This is a genomic window from Robiginitalea biformata HTCC2501 (genome assembly GCF_000024125.1).
In the GTDB taxonomy this organism is placed as follows: Bacteria; Bacteroidota; Bacteroidia; order Flavobacteriales; family Flavobacteriaceae; genus Robiginitalea; species Robiginitalea biformata.
Map to the genome: position 1 here is coordinate 1910497 of NC_013222.1, position 18240 is coordinate 1928736.

Here is an 18240-nt window from a genome sequence, read left to right on the forward strand (position 1 = left end):
AGGTCATTGTCCGGGTCGAGAACTGAAAGTTCTCACCTCAAAATTGTAGGGTCAGGAGTTAAATGCGCCTTGTTCTAATGACAGTTTTACCAAGAAAGGATAAGGCCATAAATAGCACTAGCAGGAGGGCAAAAATAATGGCCGTATTCAATAATGCTTTTTCATATCCGATGTCACTGACATTTAAAAACGGATAGGGATAATAACCGGAAAAACCACCTCGGATCGTAATAAACGCAATATACACCAGGGGATACCCTAACCACTTTAAAACGGCTTTTAGCTGCAAGTCCGCGTTATTCACATTAAAAAACCAATAGCCGAGCATATAAAAGGGCGTAATAGTATGTAAGAGTTCATCGACAATTAATTGCAGCCCGGTGGGTTCCCATATGCTTCTTAGGACTAGCTGATAAACCGATCCCACGATGAGTATCAGTGCAGTGATTGCCGTTATGGAACCATCCATCAACAGCACCCGGGAAAGCCGGCTCTTTGATTTTAAGGCGGAAACCGTAAAGAACAAGGCGACCAGGATATTCGTCAGGATGGTAAAAAAGCTGAAGAAACGGATCACCGTTTCAGTGATATCGGCTTGTCGGTTCTGGATCATTAAAACAAACTGGGACAGCACCGCGAACCATCCGATACAGAGTCCGAATATTTCAGATTTTCTTTTCATTTTTTGATCTGTGCCAACGGTTTTCTTATTGGCATGTGATAGATATATCGCAAAGAGCCGTCCTAAAATATGGATAATTCAGACCGGGTGGTAAATTCCTCCAAAAATTTCATCCCCCGGTAGGAATTCCCTTTTTTATTCAATCTCGGGCTCCAAACCGCAATCGCATACTGATCGGGATGTACGGCAATAATGCCCCCACCAACACCACTTTTCCCGGGCAGCCCCACCTTAAAGGCAAAATCCCCGGATTCGTCGTAAAATCCGCAGGTTTGCATCAGCGCATTGATTCTTTTGGACTGGCTTTCGCTCAACACAGGATTCTTGCTTTTTACATCGCAACCATTATTGGCCAAAAACAGGAATAACCCGGAGAGTTCCTGACAGCTCATTTCCAGGGAGCAGAGGTCATAGTAGAAATCCAGGACATCCACGGGTTCATTGTTAATTTGGCCGAATGACTTTATGAAATTACACAGGGCTACATTCCTGTAGCCTACCTCTTTTTCGGATTGGGCGATTCGCCTGGAATAATCCAACGAAGTGTTGTTGGTAATGCTTCGAACAAAGGCGATAAAATCTTCCCGTGGATTCTTCAGTTTACTTAATAGTATGTCCGAGACCACGATTGCCCCTGCGTTCAGGAACGGGTTCCTGGGAATGCCCCTGTCAGTTTCAAGTTGGACAAGCGAATTAAAAGCTGTGCCCGATGGCTCAACGCCCACCCGGTTCCATATTTCATCGCCCACAATGCGATAGGCCATCACCAGGGCAAGGACTTTCGCAATACTCTGAATGGAAAATTTATCATAACAGTTGCCTGAGCCGAAATGGCGATGATCAATTGTGGAAATGTGCACCCCGAAGTTGGCGGGATCCACCTTTGCCAATTCGGGGATGTAGGATGCCACCTCCCCCTGATCTTCCATATTCGCTATCTGATGGTAGACATCCCGGATTAATTCTTCAAAATTCATCTGTCTGCTTAAGGTTTACATGACGCTTCCGGCCAGGGTCTGGAACCCGGAGGCCCGGTTATTCATGGGTTTGGAGGGTTCATTAGTCAGAATCCCAATCTGCAATCCAATGTTGATGGTGCGGCGGCGTGCACAGGCACAAACCTTACTATTAGAATTGTATTGGCTACATGCGTTAATTGATTATTCCCGGTGTTTTTCTGATATAAGTCTCGTCATCGAGTTGATTCAACATAAAATGCGCGACACTTGCCCGGGAGATCATTTTAGTCAGGATATAACTTCCAACCGACAGCCCGTGTCTGTAATTCGTCCTTTTTTTTCCGTTGGTCAATTGCCCGGGCCGGACAATGGTCCAGTCCAGGTCGCTATTCATGATCAATTTTTCCTGTCTGGATTTATCCAGGAAGTAAAAGTAAAGGATTACGGGAATTGTGAATAGCGTATAATACAAACCGAGTTTAAACCGACTGTCATTCACGCCAAGCGAGGTGATGCAAATTAGCCGCCTGACCCTGTGGGTATTCATGGCCAGTAGTAGGTTATGCGTCCCTTTCGATAAGATGTTTGTCGGAATGATGAACCTTTTATGCCCAAGTGCTGAAAGCACCGCGTCCTGTCCTTTAAGGGATGATTCGAAACTCTCCCGGGCCAGCACATTTCCTTGGATTATTTTCAGATTCGGATTGCTTATTTTGACTTTCCCGGGATTTCGAACCAGCGCGGTTATAACATGCCCCCGCTCAAGTCCCTGCTCAATCAATTTCCTGCCTGTTTTACCCGTTCCCCCAACTATAAAGAGCTTCATGATACGATGCTTGAATAAGGGCTGGCTTCGCATCGGCAATTCCTTCCCTCCAGGGGGAGAATACAGCAACGCCAAAAAAGACTCCCCAGTTTGTGTGAATTTAAGCCAGTTCCCTGTTTATTTAAAAGTAGGGAATTTCAAAGAAGTTAAACGAAGCGATAGATTATTGTTGTTGCGGGGGCACAATTTATTAAAAGTAGCTGTACAGTATAGAAATCAAAGCAATATATACAACCAGGTATACTAAAATGGGAAGGACTAAAAACCAAATGATTGCTCTGCCTTTTTTTACATCTGTTATCGTAGTAACGCCTGCATAGCTGATATATATGCTATGAAAAATGAAGAAAAAGAGTAATGGGATTGCAATTATTTCAAAGGATTGCAGATAGGAGTAGGGATCATAGGGAATGGGGTAAATAATTGTTTCAATCAAAGAGTCTAAAATGATAAACAGACTTATGAAGAAGTTTGAATAGAGGTAAAGTGCTCTGGATTTTTCTAAGTTTCCTTCACCTGCAGACCATTTAACCCGCACATTATAAAACCAACCGCCTATGAGGTATAGGATATAACCGCCAATGGCTCCTATTGCCAGGGATACCAGCCAAAACCCAGTCCATGTATTTATAAATTCTAACTTATCGAGGATTCCTCTAATTTCAAATTTAACCAGTTGCTTTTCTAACCGGTCTATTCCATACCCAAGACAGAAGACAACAATTGCAAAATTGAAGTATTTAAGTTTATTTTCTAGAACATGAGATTTGAAGAATTCCTTAGGATATACCAATAATTGGATCCAGAATTTGGAAGCGTTTTCCATAAGTTTAAATATTCCGGCTACCGGTCCCGGACCGACATTGATAAAGCGTTAAGTTGCAAATAAGAACCTACTGGATAGTTGAAAGAATAGATACGGCGGCAAACAATAAACCCAGGATAATTAGGCCCGCCCAGTGCCACAAGGGTCTTTTTATCTGAGATTTGGAACCTTCATAGGTATTTTTCAATTCCGGGGAAAATTCTTTTTTTCGGATAGTTCTTTTGCAATGCACACATTCACTAAAAGTACTTTTTCCAACAGGGAATACAGGTATCCAGAAAATGTGGAAGTATTTACCAAATTGGGTGATGTTTTGTGTTGCTGTATTTTGACAATAAGAACATGAAGACTGTTCTACCGAAACAGAGCCGATATTACTGGCGCGCAATCCAAAGATGATCATAAGCTTATAAGATTTAGAATCAAATAATTAACGCCTTCGGAACCCAATAATTGTAATTGAGGTATTTATTTTTAGCACGCTGCTTATCATCCGAGCAGTGCTATTGATGGTAGCTTACTCTAAAGATGGTGAAACCATTGATACTTCTGATACCTCATAAGCATTACCGCAATGATATGTCAGGGGTGAAGGGTTTTTGCGAATCATAATAATAGTGTTGCTTGTGAATATTGGATTTAGCAACAAATGCAGGGTGCCTGGAGGCGAAGAACAACTTTTGGTTTCCTGCCTTGCAGGAAAAATTAACATCGGCAAAAGCGAGCCTCAGCCGGAGCCCACTTAAGCCGGTTAATTCTTTGATCACCGGGTTTGATTTGAAAGTGAAATTCGCGAAAAATATGGAAGGTGGGGGAGCGGGGGAATGGGGTTGGTCTCTAGTTAGCCACAGTTGTTTTTCACCTTCTCCAATGCTTTGGAAAATGCATTTGTCATGGATTCTAGATGTTCATCCATAATATCTATTTCAACGACAAGCGTATTCACTTTTTTTCCTTCAACTATCCTGTAGATTTCGGTTGCTCCCGACCATTTTTTTACCTCATCATTTAAGGGGAGTTCCTTTCCGTTTTCCACCAATCCGATGTGCTTGAATCGAATTATTTGATTCGGAATATGCTTGTCTATCCGGCTATAGATTCCACTGCCGTCAGGCCCCAGGAAATGTACATGGTTTCCTTCTTCCCAACTATCTGCTACCAGATGAGACCCTTCAAAGAAAACACTGGTCCAATCCCGATAGGAATTTTCTTCCCAAAGGGCTTTCCAAATAGTGGCTTTATCGGCCTCAATATCAACTGAAAATTCTCTTCTGTTCACGATGTATCCGGCTATTTCATCTTAAGCCCCGGGTTATGAATCCGTCCTGCCTACAACGAACCCGACAAATTCAGCGAGAGGCAGCGTTTAGTTTTCTTTAAATGCTTGAATCATTTCCAGAGTAGATTTATGCGGTCTGCCTGAAGCTTTTTCAAAATCAGATGGCACATTGTTGGCGCCGCTGCGGATCCCTTCATAGATCCCTGCGATAATAGTTCCCAGAAAATCGCCCAAAGCTGCCCGGCGCTCTTTTTTGTAGGCTTCTACAGAAATCGATTTGAAAGATAGCGAAGTTCCATACACCTGATTGATATATTCCGCCAATTCATTTTGCGTGATCGGCTCACCCACCAGGTTGAGCGTCTCCCCATTTAAGTGGTCGTTCAGCAGCATTTGCGCGTAGGCAACACCCAATTCTTCGCGGCTCGTATAGCCGCATTTTCCCTGGGCTGCACAATTTATGATGCCGCCTTCTTTCACGTAAGTGTCAATGTACTCTAAATCGGGTTCAATGTAAATACCGTTGCGGCCAATCACATACTCCAAACCAGAGTTGCGTACATCTTCTTCGGTTTGGCGGTTGCTTTGCACCACGGGGCTGAATGCGGTGTTTTCATCATCGCCAACAATGCTGGTGTACACAATTTTACGCACGCCATTCTGCTTTGCGGCTTCTATTACATTGCGGTGTTGCCGTATGCGTTTTCGTGGTTCGTCCATACCCGATACCAGCAACACCTTGTCGATGCCTTTCAGCGCTTCGTTAAAATCTTCGCGGCTGTTGTAATCGCCCTGGCGCACTTCCACCCCTAAATGCCCGGCTTTGGACGGGGTACGCGCAATGGCCACCACATTTTCTTTGCCAATTTCCCTGATAACGGCTCGGGTAATGGCAGCTCCTAACTGGCCGCTGGCGGATGTTACAGCTATTTTCATTGTTTAGCTTTTTTATGCCTCCAATTCTTTTTTCAAAGATTTAGAACTTTATTTAAACACTCCCGGAGAAATAGAGATATGCTTCAAGTGCCTGGGTGAAATTTGAGGTTGTGCGGCTATAGTTATTTTATTTCTTATTGAGGACGTCAATTAATTCTTGGGTTGAAGTCATTAATTCATCAAGATTTCCGGACCGTGTTGTTAGCATTAGCTGGCGGAAATATAAATTATTTTCAACTGCTTTAAATTCCAATGATGACTTCTCAAGTTCAAAGATTGGGAAGTGTTTCCGTTTTTTAATTATTGTGGAATCCACAGATATTTTAGGGTTATTTCTCCACTCAAAGTATCCATTCTCATTAAAGAATGGATGGAGGTGGTTCCAATTGTAATCAATTTCTCTATTAACATGTAATGTCATCTGATCTACAAGATTATAATGAGAGATTATTCGTTGCCTTATCGTTTCCGGTTGAATCAATCCCATATTGCCACTTGTAACCAAATCGGTATACGTTGCGGTTTTCGGAGAAAATGGAAATGGTTCCATCACATCCATTAATTTTAAAATAAAATCTTCTTTTGAATTATTGACTCCTATAGAATTTAACGCATTTTGTATATCATTTATTTGTGTTATCTGGCTCATATTGCGCAACTTATGAGACTTGTAATAATTCAAATCTGAGTTAAGTTCGATTATTAAACTCTCGATATAATTTTCTGCAATCTTCTTTTCAGAATTGGTTTGATTCCAATTGTTAATGGATAATGCGATTAATATTCCTATCACCACAAGTACAATTTCTCCAACTGCGTAGAGGAGGTACTTGCTGAGCTTGTTTTCGGCCAGCAGTTTTTGACGAATTTTTCTAAAGAATTTTATCATTGGTTAGCGGTTGGTCATTATGATGCACAATGTGTCCGGGAATATTGTGCACCAGCAAACAGTATACGCGTTGTCAGCTTTTCGTTTTTTTTCTCATTCCAAATATTCCCTTATTTGATTTTTAAGTTGAACGGTTTTTTCAAGTGCATCTTCTTTCAAAGCTGCTGCCTGGTACCTAAACCCGCCTCTGTGTTTAATCATATTGTGATACTGCTGATCGTTTAAAAGCGCTTCATAATCCACAGGTGTAGAATCCAGGCCGTCATTAAACGGACTGCCTTCCATGGATTTTAACCGAAAGTACTTGTGATATAAAGGTAAAAGGGAACTGGGCCAAAACTGGTTTTCCAGGCGAACCGTTTTCGCTACCAGGGACTTATAATCATTGTCAAAAAGCGTGATAATTGCATTTCGCAGGCCATCCGAGCTGACGATATCAAAACCGCGGCTTTCTATAGAGCTAAATGCCGTTGTGGACAGCACGATATCTGGCGAATATTGAGCTCTGCCAAAGTGATAATCCATGCTGTCGTGGTAGGGCAATCGATTTTCCAGGATAATTAGTACCTGATTTACCGATCGTGCGGCTTTGTACTCTTCTGCTATGTCCGATTTTAAGGATTGTTCGTTGTATTCAAGATTTACAAAAAGTTCCTGCAGTAAGCGTTTTTCTACCTTTTTTTCAATTCTGTTTTGATTCCAATTATTTATTTGGAGGGCAATTAAGATGCCGACGACCACCAGGAATATTTCCCCAATTGCGTACCTTAAATACTTTGCGGGTTTGTTTTCCTCAGCGAGTTTTTTGCGGATATTTCGGAAAAAATTGATCATCAGCCATTTGTTTCAGTAGCGTTTAATAGGGGATATAGGAATCCGGATTTAAATTCGGGTATTTGGCCTGTATAAGCGAATCTATATGGGAAATGTCGTCCTCAATCCGGTTGTAGTTTCCTTCAATCCTCGTGGTGAAAAAAATGACGTCGGTTAGTAAATTGGCAAACTCCCTATTGTGTGCCAGGCCCGGATTATTTGGCTCAAAGACCGAGGAATGTTTGGTGGTAATCAATTTGGCCTCCACGAGAATAGTCCTAATAGTGGTCCTGTCTACATGCCGGTTTAAAAATGGCCTAAGTTGGAAATCGACATAATCACTTTGGATCTTTTCAAACTTTATCAGGGATTCCTGATTGCGCTTCAGGTCGGCCAGTTTTTTGCGAAGTTCAGGGGAAGAGATTAACTTAAAATCGCCGGAGGAGCTAAGCACGTCGTATAGGGTGGTTGGCCTTCCGGATACCCAAACCCAGGTAATTTTATCAAGATCCTGGTTGAGGGATTCCTCGTTATAGGTAGAATCCTCATTGTTTATCCCGGCCAGTAATCGTTTTGCGGCATAGACTACTTCCATCATTTTACTTCTCCCATTTTCTACCAGAAATTTATTGTATTCCAATTCCTCCGCCAGATCCCGGAAAATGCGTTGCTCTTCCCTGGAATTGATACGCTCTTGATTCCAGGTATTAATTTGCAGTGCTATCAGGATACCGATCACTACCAACACAACTTCCCCTATGGCATAAAGCAGGTACTTGGAGAATTTATTCTCAGCAAGTAATTGTCGCCTAACTCGTCTGAAGAATTTTATCATTTGGTTATTGGTTGGTCATAATGGAGGCCGACGTGACGGTGTAGGTATCTGCCTCCGCCTCCGAAGAGCAAATCAAACATGGAACCGGGAAGTTCCCGGGTTTGACTTCAGTTCAATTTAGGGAAAAAAAGGATAGGTGGGGAGTGGACGGAATCAGGCATGCCCGATGTTGGCATTTGGGCATTTCCGGCAACTTGAAGCATGTTAGTTATTCAGGCTGATTTTTCGTAATTTAAACTCATGGATATTCCCAAGGAGGCTTTATACATTCTCGTTCCTGTTATTTTTCTTGCCCTGGCAATGGGATTGCTGAATTACCTAACGAGAAATGGAAGAAATTTCAGAAGCAGCAGGAATAGAAGGGCGAGGAAGCAGGATTAGCCTTTTCGATTCTGCAGTGTCCTTATTGAAGGTTTCCGGTTTAATATTTTTCAGATTTTAATTGTTTATTAATGACCGCCAACGGTCTGGATATGGCTCTTGGCAAAGCGCCGCGAGTTTTTTTGTATTCTCATTATTCTTAAAAACTATCCTTTGACGGATTAATCGGGGCCATTGAATGTCCTGTGCTGCTAACATGCCCGAAAGAATCCGCTTTAGCTTACTTTTGTTGTTGGCACAAAGTCAACAAGCATCTGCTTTGCTTTCTCCTTTAAAATATTCACTTTTTTTCAGGCAATAGCGGTAAGTCGTAATTTTCTCGTTGGCAACGTGCATTTTATGGCGCTTAAGCGTACTATCAACTTGAATGAACTCTGATCAAATGAGAATAGTCCCCCTTTTATCAATTCTGGCAATTCTTTCCTTTCATCCTCCTGCAATCAGTCAAACATTACTTGATAATTCCAGCCCTCCCAATAAACTCGGGGTGTTCATCGATGGCTGTGAACGGTGGGATGGAGGCTGTGATTTGGATTATATCCGAACGGAAATTACGGCCGTGGACTTCTACCGGGACAATCAAAGGGCGGATGTCTTCCTGCTGATTAACCGGAACAGATCCGGTGGGGGTGGAAGGCAATACCAACTGATTTTCATAGGTCAGCAAAACATCCACGCAGGAAGGTCGGACACGCTCTATGTAGATAATAGACAGACGGACACCGACTTCGAAGTGCGGGAAAAAGTAACCCGGTATATCAAATTGGGTTTGGCTCCCTATGTTGCGAAAACCAAAGCCGGGGAGGAAATTGAAATCAATATGAAGACTGGCTCCGGCATTGAAGGAGATTCCATACAGGATAACGTGGATCCCTGGAATTACTGGGTGTTTAATGTGGGGAGCGATGCGAACATTGAAGTTGAGGAATTGAGCAGTGACATCAATATTGGTGGAAACATCAATATTAACCGTATAACGGATAAGTGGAAACTGTCCCTGTCCGGGAGGATCGATGAAAGGCTGAGAAGAACCATCCAAAAAGTGCCGAGAGTGGATGAGAATGGCGATCCGGTGCTCGATGAAGACGGGAACCAGATCATCGATGACGTTGAGAATAATTTTGATGTATCCGAATTTGGATTCAGCCACCAGCTCGTGAAGTCTGTTTCACCCCAATGGTCGTATGGATATGATTTGGCAGGGCGCCAGAACACCCGGCTTAATTATAAGTTCCAGGCCAGCTTCCGGCCGGCAGTGGAGTACAATTTTTTCCCGGAATCCGTGCAGAATTCCAGATTTCTGAGGGTGAACTACGGGGTGGAACTCAGGAATAATCAGTATGTCGAAGAAACGATTAGCGGGGTTCTCGAAGAAACCAGGGTCCTCCATAGTTTAAGAACCAGCCTGGGGCTCAATAAACGCTGGGGAAACCTGGAGGTGGGCTATCGCTGGAGAAATTATTTGGATGATTTTAACTCCTGGTCCACCGGGTTGAATATTCGGGCGGAAGTCCGCGTTACCGGGAATTTATCTTTTTACGTAAGGGCAGAAGGCAACTATGTAAAGGACCAGATTTACCTGGCATCCGGAGACTTCACCGAACAGGATATTTTAAGCGGGAGGGTAACCCTGCCCTCAGCGTATAACATCGATACCCGGTTTGGGTTTAATTATCGGTTTGGTTCTAATCTCAATAACTTCGTCAACCGAAGATTTTTTGGAAGGGCCAATTTTGTTGGGACTGATTGATATTTCATTCTTTGCGTTACAGGCCTAGAAAAACTGATATCCTATTCGAATGAGGATTTGAAAATCCGCGGGGATTTTCAGAAGTAGGTGAGAACAAGCAATTACTTATAGCGCTTGTTGTGCTTAGTTTTTATTTTCAAACTCGCTATCCTTTTTTAAGTGCTCTTTTCTTAAATTTTCTGCGTATTGAATAAAATAGCCGTCAAAAAATTGTTTATTCGGACTTTCTAAAAGTGCTCCAAAGCCCGGAGTTAGTACCATTCCATCGACTAATGATTTTCTAGATTCCCAATTTTTTTACTCAACATTTTGTTTTCGTTCTGCAAAAATAGATTCTCAACGTGCCTTACTTCTGCAGCAAATAAGTGAAAACCATGATTATGTTCTTCTTCGGTTAAGGCATCTGGATTCATTCGGAAAGTTGAAATTATTCTTGATGATTCTTTTGAAGAACCTAAACTTAGAAGTAGATGAATATCCAGGGCCGCAATCTCATGAAAAGTTGAGGCTTGTGTTGCTTTTGTATTACTCCTTATTTGTAATCCAACGAAAATCAATGAAATGATAACAGCAAGGGCCGATATGATTTCAGCAATCAAAGCATATTCTTCAAGTATTTCTTTCATAATGATCTTCTTTATTTCTTTTATTAAGAGTTCAACCCATTAATTTGCTTGTGGTTATCTTTCCCATTATCTGAAATTAAGTACAACTTGCCGGGGTATGAGCCGTTCCGCAGTTTGTTTTACGCCACAGGCAGCGCCTGCATCCTTTGGGAGCCTGGTGTTTCCTCAATTGAAGATCTGGGCTACTTCAGGATGGCGCCCTACGGGACGGCGAGCAAAACAAGCCTGGAAACGGGAGGCTTCCGAAACTGATTTAAAGTGAATTTAGGGAAAAAGTTTTAGGTGGGGGAGTGGACGGAATGGGGGATACCCGTTGATGTAGCCAGTTTATTAATTCCCATTCAACTGTTTATTATATTCTTCCGCATCGTATGTTCCGATTGATTTTTGGACAAGTCCTTGTTCATTCATTGTCCATTCTTCAAATCCACTAAAATCAACTTTATTTCCAGTCCCGTTTGGTCCGGTATTGGTTCCCCTGAATGTCCAGTAATATCTATAAGTCCCATTTCCCTTTGTCAGACTGTCCATTGTTAATTCCAGATCGGGAAATGCCTCCATATATGAATTTGCTGTTTCCGCCAATTGTTTTCTTCCTACTGCTGGTGTTCCATTGTTTACTGTTAGTGATCCATCTTCTGCGTAAAATGAAGCCATTTTTTCAGGAACCTTACTGTTCCAGGCATCAGTGTACTTTTGTCCAAATTCGACCATTTTATCATATTCAGACTTGTCAGATTTACAACCTGTCATAATGATTGAGATTATTAAAAAGGTTGATAAAATTGTTTGTTTGACTTTCATACTCTTCTTTTTTCAAAGTGGCTACCACGGTGTCGGCTACGAGTAGTTGCATGGTTAAGCGATTCACGTTTCAAGTACACACCAAACTGAAAATCCGCGGGGATTTTCAGAAGTAGGCGAGAACAAGCAATTACTTATAGCCAATGTTGGCAGTTGCCTTTTTTGGTTTAAAATTATTCATCGATACTCAAAAACTTCTTTGCATTTTTATAGAATATCATTTCCTTTTCTTCTTTATTCAAAAAGGCTAAATCGTTTAAAAAGTCAATCGAATTTGTAATTGCATTTGGCCAAACCATTTGGTCAGAACCGAACATTACCCTGTCAAGAAGTCCGTATTCTTTAGCAGATTTCAAAAATTTTACAGCAAAGTCTTTAGTCATAGGATGCAACCACATTTCTACTCCTAAATCTGCGTGAAGGTTTGGATAACCATCCATCATTCTCAAGGTGTTTTCATAGAAGTTTTCTCCTGCGTGCATTAGATATAATTTCAGTTTAGGGTATTTAACCAAAACATCTTCAATCAAAAAGGGGTCGCCTAGGCTAATTCTATAATTTGGCCATCCTAATTGCTGGGCATTTGGAAAACTGCCTCCTGAATGATATCCAACAGGAATTTCATATTTCTCGCATATTTCCAGATAGGGTTGATAAATCGAATCAGCGAGTGTTTTCCCTTTATAAACAGCCATTACCTCTGCAAAGACCTTTATTTTTCCTGACTTTACATATTCCTCAAATTCTTTTATAGGAATTAGTTCCTCCTCGCTATCTTGATATGCAGGTATAAATCGTGTGTCTGTTTTTGTATAAAGTTCTATACTTTCGAGTGAGCCACAAACAACTGCGTATTCAATGTTATGCTCATTCATTTTTTGGATCGTTTGTTCAAGTGTTTCTTTTGCCGTTTTACTTGATTCCAGGCCATTTCGTGCTGTTCCAACCCAAAAGTCTTTTTCTGTATAGCTATGCATATGCATATCTATAATTTGTCCGTAAGAGATATCATAACCAATTGTAAACAATGTCAAAATCAAGATTATTCTTTTCATTTAAATCTCCTTTTTTTTTGAATGGACGATAGATTTTTAGGTTACTGTCATCGTGTCCGGAGTATGCCCCGTTTCGCAGCTTGTATTGCGGCACGGGGGCGCCTGCATCCTCTGGGAGCCAGGTGTTTCCTCACTGAGGACTTTGGCTACTTCAGGATTGCGCCCAGGGGACGGCGAGCAAAACAAGCCTGGAAACGGGAAACTTCCAGGTTTGATTTAATGTCAATTTAGGGAAAAAAGTTATAGGTGGGTGAGTGGACGGAATGGGGGATATCCGTTGTTGCCAGCACGTGCTATTCATTTTTCGACAGCACTATTTTATTTCGAAGACTTAATTCAATAATCAGCGAATTATTCGGATTCGATAAGTCTAAATATCAGACCTTATATGAATATTCATATTATCTATCAACAAAGTGAAAATCAGGCGGTCCATCTCTTTTTACCAAAATAATTGCATCTCCTGTCTCTGGTATATCCCAATAGTGAGGCATTTCACCTGGAATTACTATGAAGGCACCAGGTTTAAGGTTATAAATCTCCTTTCCAAGTTTGATTGTTACTTCTCCGCTAATTAAAACAACGTATTCATCGTGAGTATGCCAATGCTCATCAAAAAATCCCCCTGCCGGAAACCAGGCATAATAACTAATTCCGCCAGTATTTGGATTTGTTGATTGCAATGCTGTCCGCGTTCCTGCTGGTGCTATACTTCCGTCACCTGCTTCTCCCCATTCCACATCATCTAGGTTTATAGCGAGTGATTCTGGTGGACTCTTTTCGGACTTACACCCTAAAAAAACAAACAGGAATATCGCGAGGTAAAATAATCGTATTCTAGTCAAATTGGTCAGTTTTTTGTTCCCGTTAGTTTTTTTGGCATTGCTTACAACGGCCTCGTGTATGAGCAGTAGCGGATTTCATGCAACTAATTTTCAATACATAAGATAACCTATTTAAAACAAAATAGCGGTTCGAGCAGGCACTCAAACCGCTATTGCATGATCACGTTTTTGTGCTTCGTTTTTTAGTTTGGTTTTGAATATTCGATTAATTCCTCCACGTAGTGAAAATCACCTTGATCTTGAGTGAGTTTTATGAAATTTTTTACAGCAGGCGCATACAACCAAACTTCGGTTTCATTTGCGCTATACCCTCTGGAATTGGTGATTTTACCAGTGTACTTTATGGTATAGGCCATATACGTACCCGCTTCTACTGTTTCTTCCTGGTAGGATAGTACTTCGGCATCCTGACTTTGGTTTCCGGTAGTTCCATCCTGACTGGTCCAACTGTTTTCGTATTTCCATTTTTTACCCACTTCGAGAGGCCAGTCGTACTTCGGTGTTTCGCTTTCCTCCGGTTTAACGATTTCGGCAACGGGTATGGTATCTTTACCAATAGTCATAGCCAGGGATCCGTCAAAACGTACTATTTCTCTTGTATCTGTGCCATCTGAGCGTACTTCGCCTTCAGTAGTCACACCCTTATATTTCCAGACCCATTTCTCACCCAGCTGATAATCCGAAAGAGTTGGTTGGTTGGTACTGCTGGATGTAGTTGAGTCGTTACAGGCACTGAGTACTAAAAGGGCAAGTACAACTGGAAATAGATTTTTCATTCTTTACTTTTAACAATACGTCCTGAAAGAATGAAACTTGTTACAGTTACTAAAGGCTTAATTATGAAACGCTCAAATTTCAAATTAGGCCGGTGCCAGGCTAAGAATACATACTCCTACGCGAGCCAACTGCTATTCCAAAGAAGCGTATTCATTATCAATCAGCTCAATTAACTCTGTGATTCTACCCTTTAATAAAACCGATTGCCTGGTATAGTAATTTAGTAGTCCCGATGAAATATAAATGTCAGCTAATATTCGTTTATCAGTAATCTGAATGGGTGAGCCATATTCACCATATTTAATTTCATACGCATATTTATTTCTCAATTCAGTAGAACGATTCAATATATCTGCTCCAATAGTAATGATATCTTGGGCTTCCAATTCGTAGATATTCTGAATAGAATTAAATAACTCCCGATTGCTTATAATGTTCGATTCCCCTTCAGAGATCATTGAGTTGTATGTTCCAATTTTTGGTCGAAATTGTCTGTCTGTAAAGAAGATATATTCCAATTGAGAAACCCCTTCCACTTTAGGAAGCTCACCAATAATTTCCTCGAAAATAAAGTCAATGGTTGAGTCTTGAGACATTAATTGGGCAATTCGCCATTTGTGATCATTAATGACTTGAGACAACAGTAATGTATCTTGAATTAAATCACTCTTTATTTCACTCAGATAGACTTTCTCAGCAATTCGGGTATTTTTTAATTCATTCGAATTATCGATACTAAGGGCAATTAAAATTCCAATAACCACCAGTATTATTTCTCCGATAGCATACAGAAGATATTGAATGACCTTATTGTCCCGAATCATATTCTGTCTTATTGCTCTAAAGAATTTTGTCATTAGGTAATGGTTGAATATAATGAAACACAACGGTCTCGGCTATGAGTAGTTGCGAGGACTAGCAATTACTTATAGCCATTGTTGTACTTTCGTTATTTTTGAATTTCTTTATTCAACAGATCGATTATCAATTCAATTCTCTTTTTTAATGCCAATGCCTGCATATTTGTCGAATGGCATTGAGCAATAGCATTAGCCATCATAGATTCCAGTTGCGCATTTTGCAATATTTTTTCTGAGCTTGGTGTTTTCTGCGATTTCCCGACAAATAATCTTCCGTCAATATCATTATTTTTTTCTACGAGATAAATCGGTCTTCCACTAGATTCGTAAGATGAATGTACCATATCTCTAAAAATCCCTAGACTTATTTGATACGGTATATTCAAATCTGTTTTTAGAGTTTGCCATTGGAGCTCCATCTCTTGTAAAGCAAGTATATCAGAAGTCCAACTTGATAACAGTTTACGCAAAGGCTTGTTCTGTACCAATCTAATTTTGCCCGAAGTGATAAGATCATTTTGAATAGGATCAAAAGTAGGGTCTAATCCTAGGTATCTTATTTTATGAATAAGTGTATCTCTATTAACATCGAATTCCGAATTATCCACGTAGTTGAGGACATCTATGGAATTTTGAATAATTGCATTCCGCATATCAATCTTTTGTTCCAGTTGGGATAGATTTAGAACGTATTCTTCCTTCAAATCCTTAAGAACCTCTTGTTCTAGTATTCGGTTCTTCCTGTGTTCATTCCAATTGTTGATTGATAATGCTATTAAAATTCCAATAACGACAAGAATAATTTCTCCAATTGCATATTTCAAATACTTCCCAGTCTTTCCTTCTGAAAGTAAGTTCTGTCTAATTTTTCTGAAGAATTTTATCATTGGTTATTGGTTGGTCATAATGTAATATAACGTGCCTGGGTGTGCCGTTCCAGGTTTGATTTAATGTCAATTTAGGGAAAAAAGTTATAGGTGGGGGAGTGGGCGGAATGGGGGATCCCCGTTGTTGGCAACTGGCTCTTGCTGGTTATTTTATTTTTTTAAAGACTAAAGGCATCGTTGCCTCGTCGATGTAATTCATATCAATCAGATTCAGTGATTTCACCATATTCAGTGTTGTTGTTTTATATTGCTTGAAGTGAGGTGATTCTAAATGCTTTCTATATGCATCTTCATCTGCGTAGATTTCTAAAATCCTGATCTGGGTAGGGTTTTCTTTTTGATACATTGGAAAAATTGAAATTACACCAGGCTCCAATTCAACTGATGCTCTTGCTTCTTCCTTTAATATTGATAGATATTCCTCGAGATATTCAGGCTCGATTTGAATTTCCGAAAGTCTGATCATTACTTTATCCGAATCAAAGTCGATTCTTGGTTTCTTACTTTGATTACAAGAAACAAATAGAACGATGATCAAGAATGCGATTAGCTTATTCATATAACAGTTTGTTGCCAACGGCCCTGGCTATGGTATGTGCGGGATTTTGAAACCGAATCTTTGTCCACCGGACTGCATGTTGTTTAGTTGCAAAATCCTCATTTTAAGCATTCAGCCCGCATTTGCTATTGCTGACGTTGCCAGCAGTTATTTATTTTTTAAATCGTCTAAAAACTGAAATATTTTTGTGTATGCAGATTTTAGTTCCTTTTCAGTAGGACTGTGTTTTCCATCGGGTATGTAACTCACAACATCATTATTTTTACGCAATTTAGATGTGAAATCAACAAATGTTTCAGGTGGAATTTGATTGTCCATTCCTCCGTGCCACAAAAACACTGATGGGTCTTTCTCGTCAAAATAAGTAATGGGTTCGTAAACGGATACAACCTCTTTTTTTGCATAGCCATCTGACGGAAAAAGCGCTTTACCCGCTTTACTGAAAGGTTCGTAATCAAAATCAATAAAGATTTTTTCAATCTCATCTAAGTCATCTACTGGGCCTGAAAAGTTTATTACAGCTTTAATAGTTACTCCATCGATTAATTTATCAGGAAAGGACTTGTTATTTTGAGCTAATCCAACATTAGTCGCGATTTGTGCTCCCGCAGAAAAACCAGTTAAAATAATATTATTCAAGTTCAAGTCGTAGTCGCTATTATTTGCTTTTAGAAAATTTAAAGCGTTCGTTAAATCGGTGGTTGCAATTGGAATTCCTCTTTTTAATCGGTAATTCATATTAACAACATTCAACCCTTTTTTTAAATAAGGTTCGATGTATCTTTCTTCTGCACTTTTGTCACTTAAATAGTATGCACCTCCGTGTAGGAAGACAATTGTGTAATTATTTTTTCCATAAGACTTTGCTTCTTTGGAAAGATAGATGTCCATATTCTGTTCTGCATCAGTTCCGTAAGAAACATCTTTATGTATTTGATAGATAGCCGAAATTTCTTCGGCTGTTTTATCTGGAATCGAAGTCAAAGTCTTTGAGCAAGAAGTCGTTAGCAAGAAGCATAGAATTATCCAATGGACTATTGTTCTTTTCACTATGGTTGGTTTTTTAATTGCTGGCGGTTTTGGCTAAACTGCGTTATAATGCAGTTTAGGTTTTGTTGGTAATTGTTTTATACATTTAATTTTGATGCTCGATATTCACTTATTTCAAATAAATGACTATCAGGATCTCTGAAAAAGCATCTTGTCTCAGCACCTCTATCTATTGGTGGCGTTATAAAATCGACTCCCTTATCCCTTAAAATTTCGTAAGATTTCCTACAGTCCTTTACCCTAATTGTATAGGAATGACTTACTGTATTTTTATCCTCCGGCGGAATAAATTGTATGTCTGGTTTATCCTCAGTTGGTCCACCGGGAGTCACCAGTAAAATCCAACTTTTTAAAAACTCCAACACTAGCGAGTCACCGCCATATTCTCGAAATATTCTAGCCCCTAATACATCCACGTAAAACTTCTTTGATTTTGCCATATCTGACACAACCAGAATTGTAGTTAATGCGGAGTCTTCAAAAGGATTACTACTAGCGGTACTCATACTTCTAATTTATTACCAACGGTTAGTATATGGCAAGTAGGGCAGTAGAAAGTGATAAACTTTCAAGTTTGCTCTGAGCCAAAGCGTTGTATTTT

21 protein-coding genes are annotated in these 18240 nt (G+C 40.2%); 1 reads left to right on the forward strand and 20 read right to left on the reverse strand.

The window, feature by feature from the left end:
* Positions 1-58: 58 nt before the first annotated feature.
* The 10 genes from RB2501_RS08590 to RB2501_RS08635 all read right to left on the reverse strand — a co-directional run bounded on the left by RB2501_RS08590 (position 59) and on the right by RB2501_RS08635 (position 8045).
* A complete protein-coding gene (locus tag RB2501_RS08590; protein ID WP_015754389.1) occupies positions 59-682 on the reverse strand; it encodes a Pr6Pr family membrane protein in 624 nt (207 codons plus the stop codon).
* Between the two features lie 62 nt (positions 683-744).
* Positions 745-1659 carry a glutaminase gene (locus RB2501_RS08595; RefSeq protein ID WP_041327118.1) on the reverse strand — a complete coding sequence of 305 codons (915 nt, stop codon included), beginning with the start codon at positions 1657-1659 and terminating at the stop codon, positions 745-747.
* Between the two features lie 175 nt (positions 1660-1834).
* Positions 1835-2467 carry an NAD(P)-dependent oxidoreductase gene (locus RB2501_RS08600; RefSeq protein ID WP_041327664.1) on the reverse strand — a complete coding sequence of 211 codons (633 nt, stop codon included), beginning with the start codon at positions 2465-2467 and terminating at the stop codon, positions 1835-1837.
* Positions 2468-2657: 190 nt separating this feature from the next.
* Complete coding sequence (locus RB2501_RS08605) at positions 2658-3293, reverse strand: YIP1 family protein (protein WP_015754392.1); 636 nt, start codon at positions 3291-3293, stop codon at positions 2658-2660.
* Between the two features lie 67 nt (positions 3294-3360).
* Entirely contained in the window at positions 3361-3696 is a 336-nt protein-coding gene (locus tag RB2501_RS15990; protein WP_083760700.1) for a zinc-ribbon domain-containing protein, read from the reverse strand.
* Positions 3697-4134: 438 nt separating this feature from the next.
* Complete coding sequence (locus RB2501_RS08615; protein ID WP_238528061.1) at positions 4135-4572, reverse strand: hypothetical protein; 438 nt, start codon at positions 4570-4572, stop codon at positions 4135-4137.
* An 87-nt stretch (positions 4573-4659) separates the two neighbouring features.
* Positions 4660-5508: an SDR family oxidoreductase gene (locus tag RB2501_RS08620; protein ID WP_015754397.1), complete on the reverse strand. Its 849-nt coding sequence runs from the start codon at positions 5506-5508 to the stop codon at positions 4660-4662.
* 127 nt (positions 5509-5635) lie between these two features.
* Positions 5636-6397, reverse strand: coding sequence for a DUF6090 family protein (locus RB2501_RS15820; RefSeq protein ID WP_015754398.1), 762 nt, complete (start codon positions 6395-6397; stop codon positions 5636-5638).
* A gap of 93 nt (positions 6398-6490) precedes the next feature.
* A complete protein-coding gene (locus RB2501_RS08630; RefSeq protein WP_015754399.1) occupies positions 6491-7231 on the reverse strand; it encodes a hypothetical protein in 741 nt (246 codons plus the stop codon).
* 22 nt (positions 7232-7253) lie between these two features.
* A complete protein-coding gene (locus RB2501_RS08635; protein ID WP_148214323.1) occupies positions 7254-8045 on the reverse strand; it encodes a DUF6090 family protein in 792 nt (263 codons plus the stop codon).
* Between the two features lie 763 nt (positions 8046-8808).
* Between RB2501_RS08635 and RB2501_RS08640 the strand changes: the two genes are divergently transcribed.
* On the forward strand, positions 8809-10176 hold the full coding sequence (locus tag RB2501_RS08640) for a hypothetical protein (protein ID WP_148214324.1): 1368 nt from the start codon (positions 8809-8811) through the stop codon (positions 10174-10176).
* Between the two features lie 269 nt (positions 10177-10445).
* On the opposite strand, the gene RB2501_RS08645 is transcribed toward RB2501_RS08640, so the two are convergent.
* The 10 genes from RB2501_RS08645 to RB2501_RS16000 form a co-directional block, all read right to left on the reverse strand.
* Positions 10446-10802 (reverse strand): hypothetical protein, encoded by a 357-nt coding sequence (locus RB2501_RS08645; RefSeq protein ID WP_015754403.1) that lies wholly within the window; start codon positions 10800-10802, stop codon positions 10446-10448.
* 330 nt (positions 10803-11132) lie between these two features.
* Positions 11133-11606, reverse strand: coding sequence for an ester cyclase (locus RB2501_RS08650; RefSeq protein WP_202944098.1), 474 nt, complete (start codon positions 11604-11606; stop codon positions 11133-11135).
* Between the two features lie 173 nt (positions 11607-11779).
* Positions 11780-12661 (reverse strand): amidohydrolase family protein, encoded by an 882-nt coding sequence (locus RB2501_RS15825; protein ID WP_015754407.1) that lies wholly within the window; start codon positions 12659-12661, stop codon positions 11780-11782.
* Between the two features lie 401 nt (positions 12662-13062).
* The gene (locus RB2501_RS15995; RefSeq protein WP_187289154.1) at positions 13063-13506 is read right to left on the reverse strand and encodes a cupin domain-containing protein; all 444 of its coding nucleotides are present in this window, start codon (positions 13504-13506) and stop codon (positions 13063-13065) included.
* A 182-nt stretch (positions 13507-13688) separates the two neighbouring features.
* Positions 13689-14282 (reverse strand): hypothetical protein, encoded by a 594-nt coding sequence (locus RB2501_RS08660; protein ID WP_015754408.1) that lies wholly within the window; start codon positions 14280-14282, stop codon positions 13689-13691.
* 132 nt (positions 14283-14414) lie between these two features.
* A complete protein-coding gene (locus RB2501_RS15830; protein ID WP_049764851.1) occupies positions 14415-15140 on the reverse strand; it encodes a DUF6090 family protein in 726 nt (241 codons plus the stop codon).
* Between the two features lie 92 nt (positions 15141-15232).
* Entirely contained in the window at positions 15233-16030 is a 798-nt protein-coding gene (locus RB2501_RS15835) for a DUF6090 family protein (protein ID WP_015754410.1), read from the reverse strand.
* A 145-nt stretch (positions 16031-16175) separates the two neighbouring features.
* Positions 16176-16589, reverse strand: coding sequence for a putative quinol monooxygenase (locus RB2501_RS08675; protein WP_015754411.1), 414 nt, complete (start codon positions 16587-16589; stop codon positions 16176-16178).
* Positions 16590-16736: 147 nt separating this feature from the next.
* Positions 16737-17639, reverse strand: a complete 903-nt coding sequence (locus RB2501_RS08680; RefSeq protein WP_148214325.1) for an alpha/beta hydrolase — start codon at positions 17637-17639, stop codon at positions 16737-16739.
* 77 nt (positions 17640-17716) lie between these two features.
* Complete coding sequence (locus tag RB2501_RS16000; protein WP_015754413.1) at positions 17717-18145, reverse strand: VOC family protein; 429 nt, start codon at positions 18143-18145, stop codon at positions 17717-17719.
* Positions 18146-18240 lie beyond the last annotated feature (95 nt).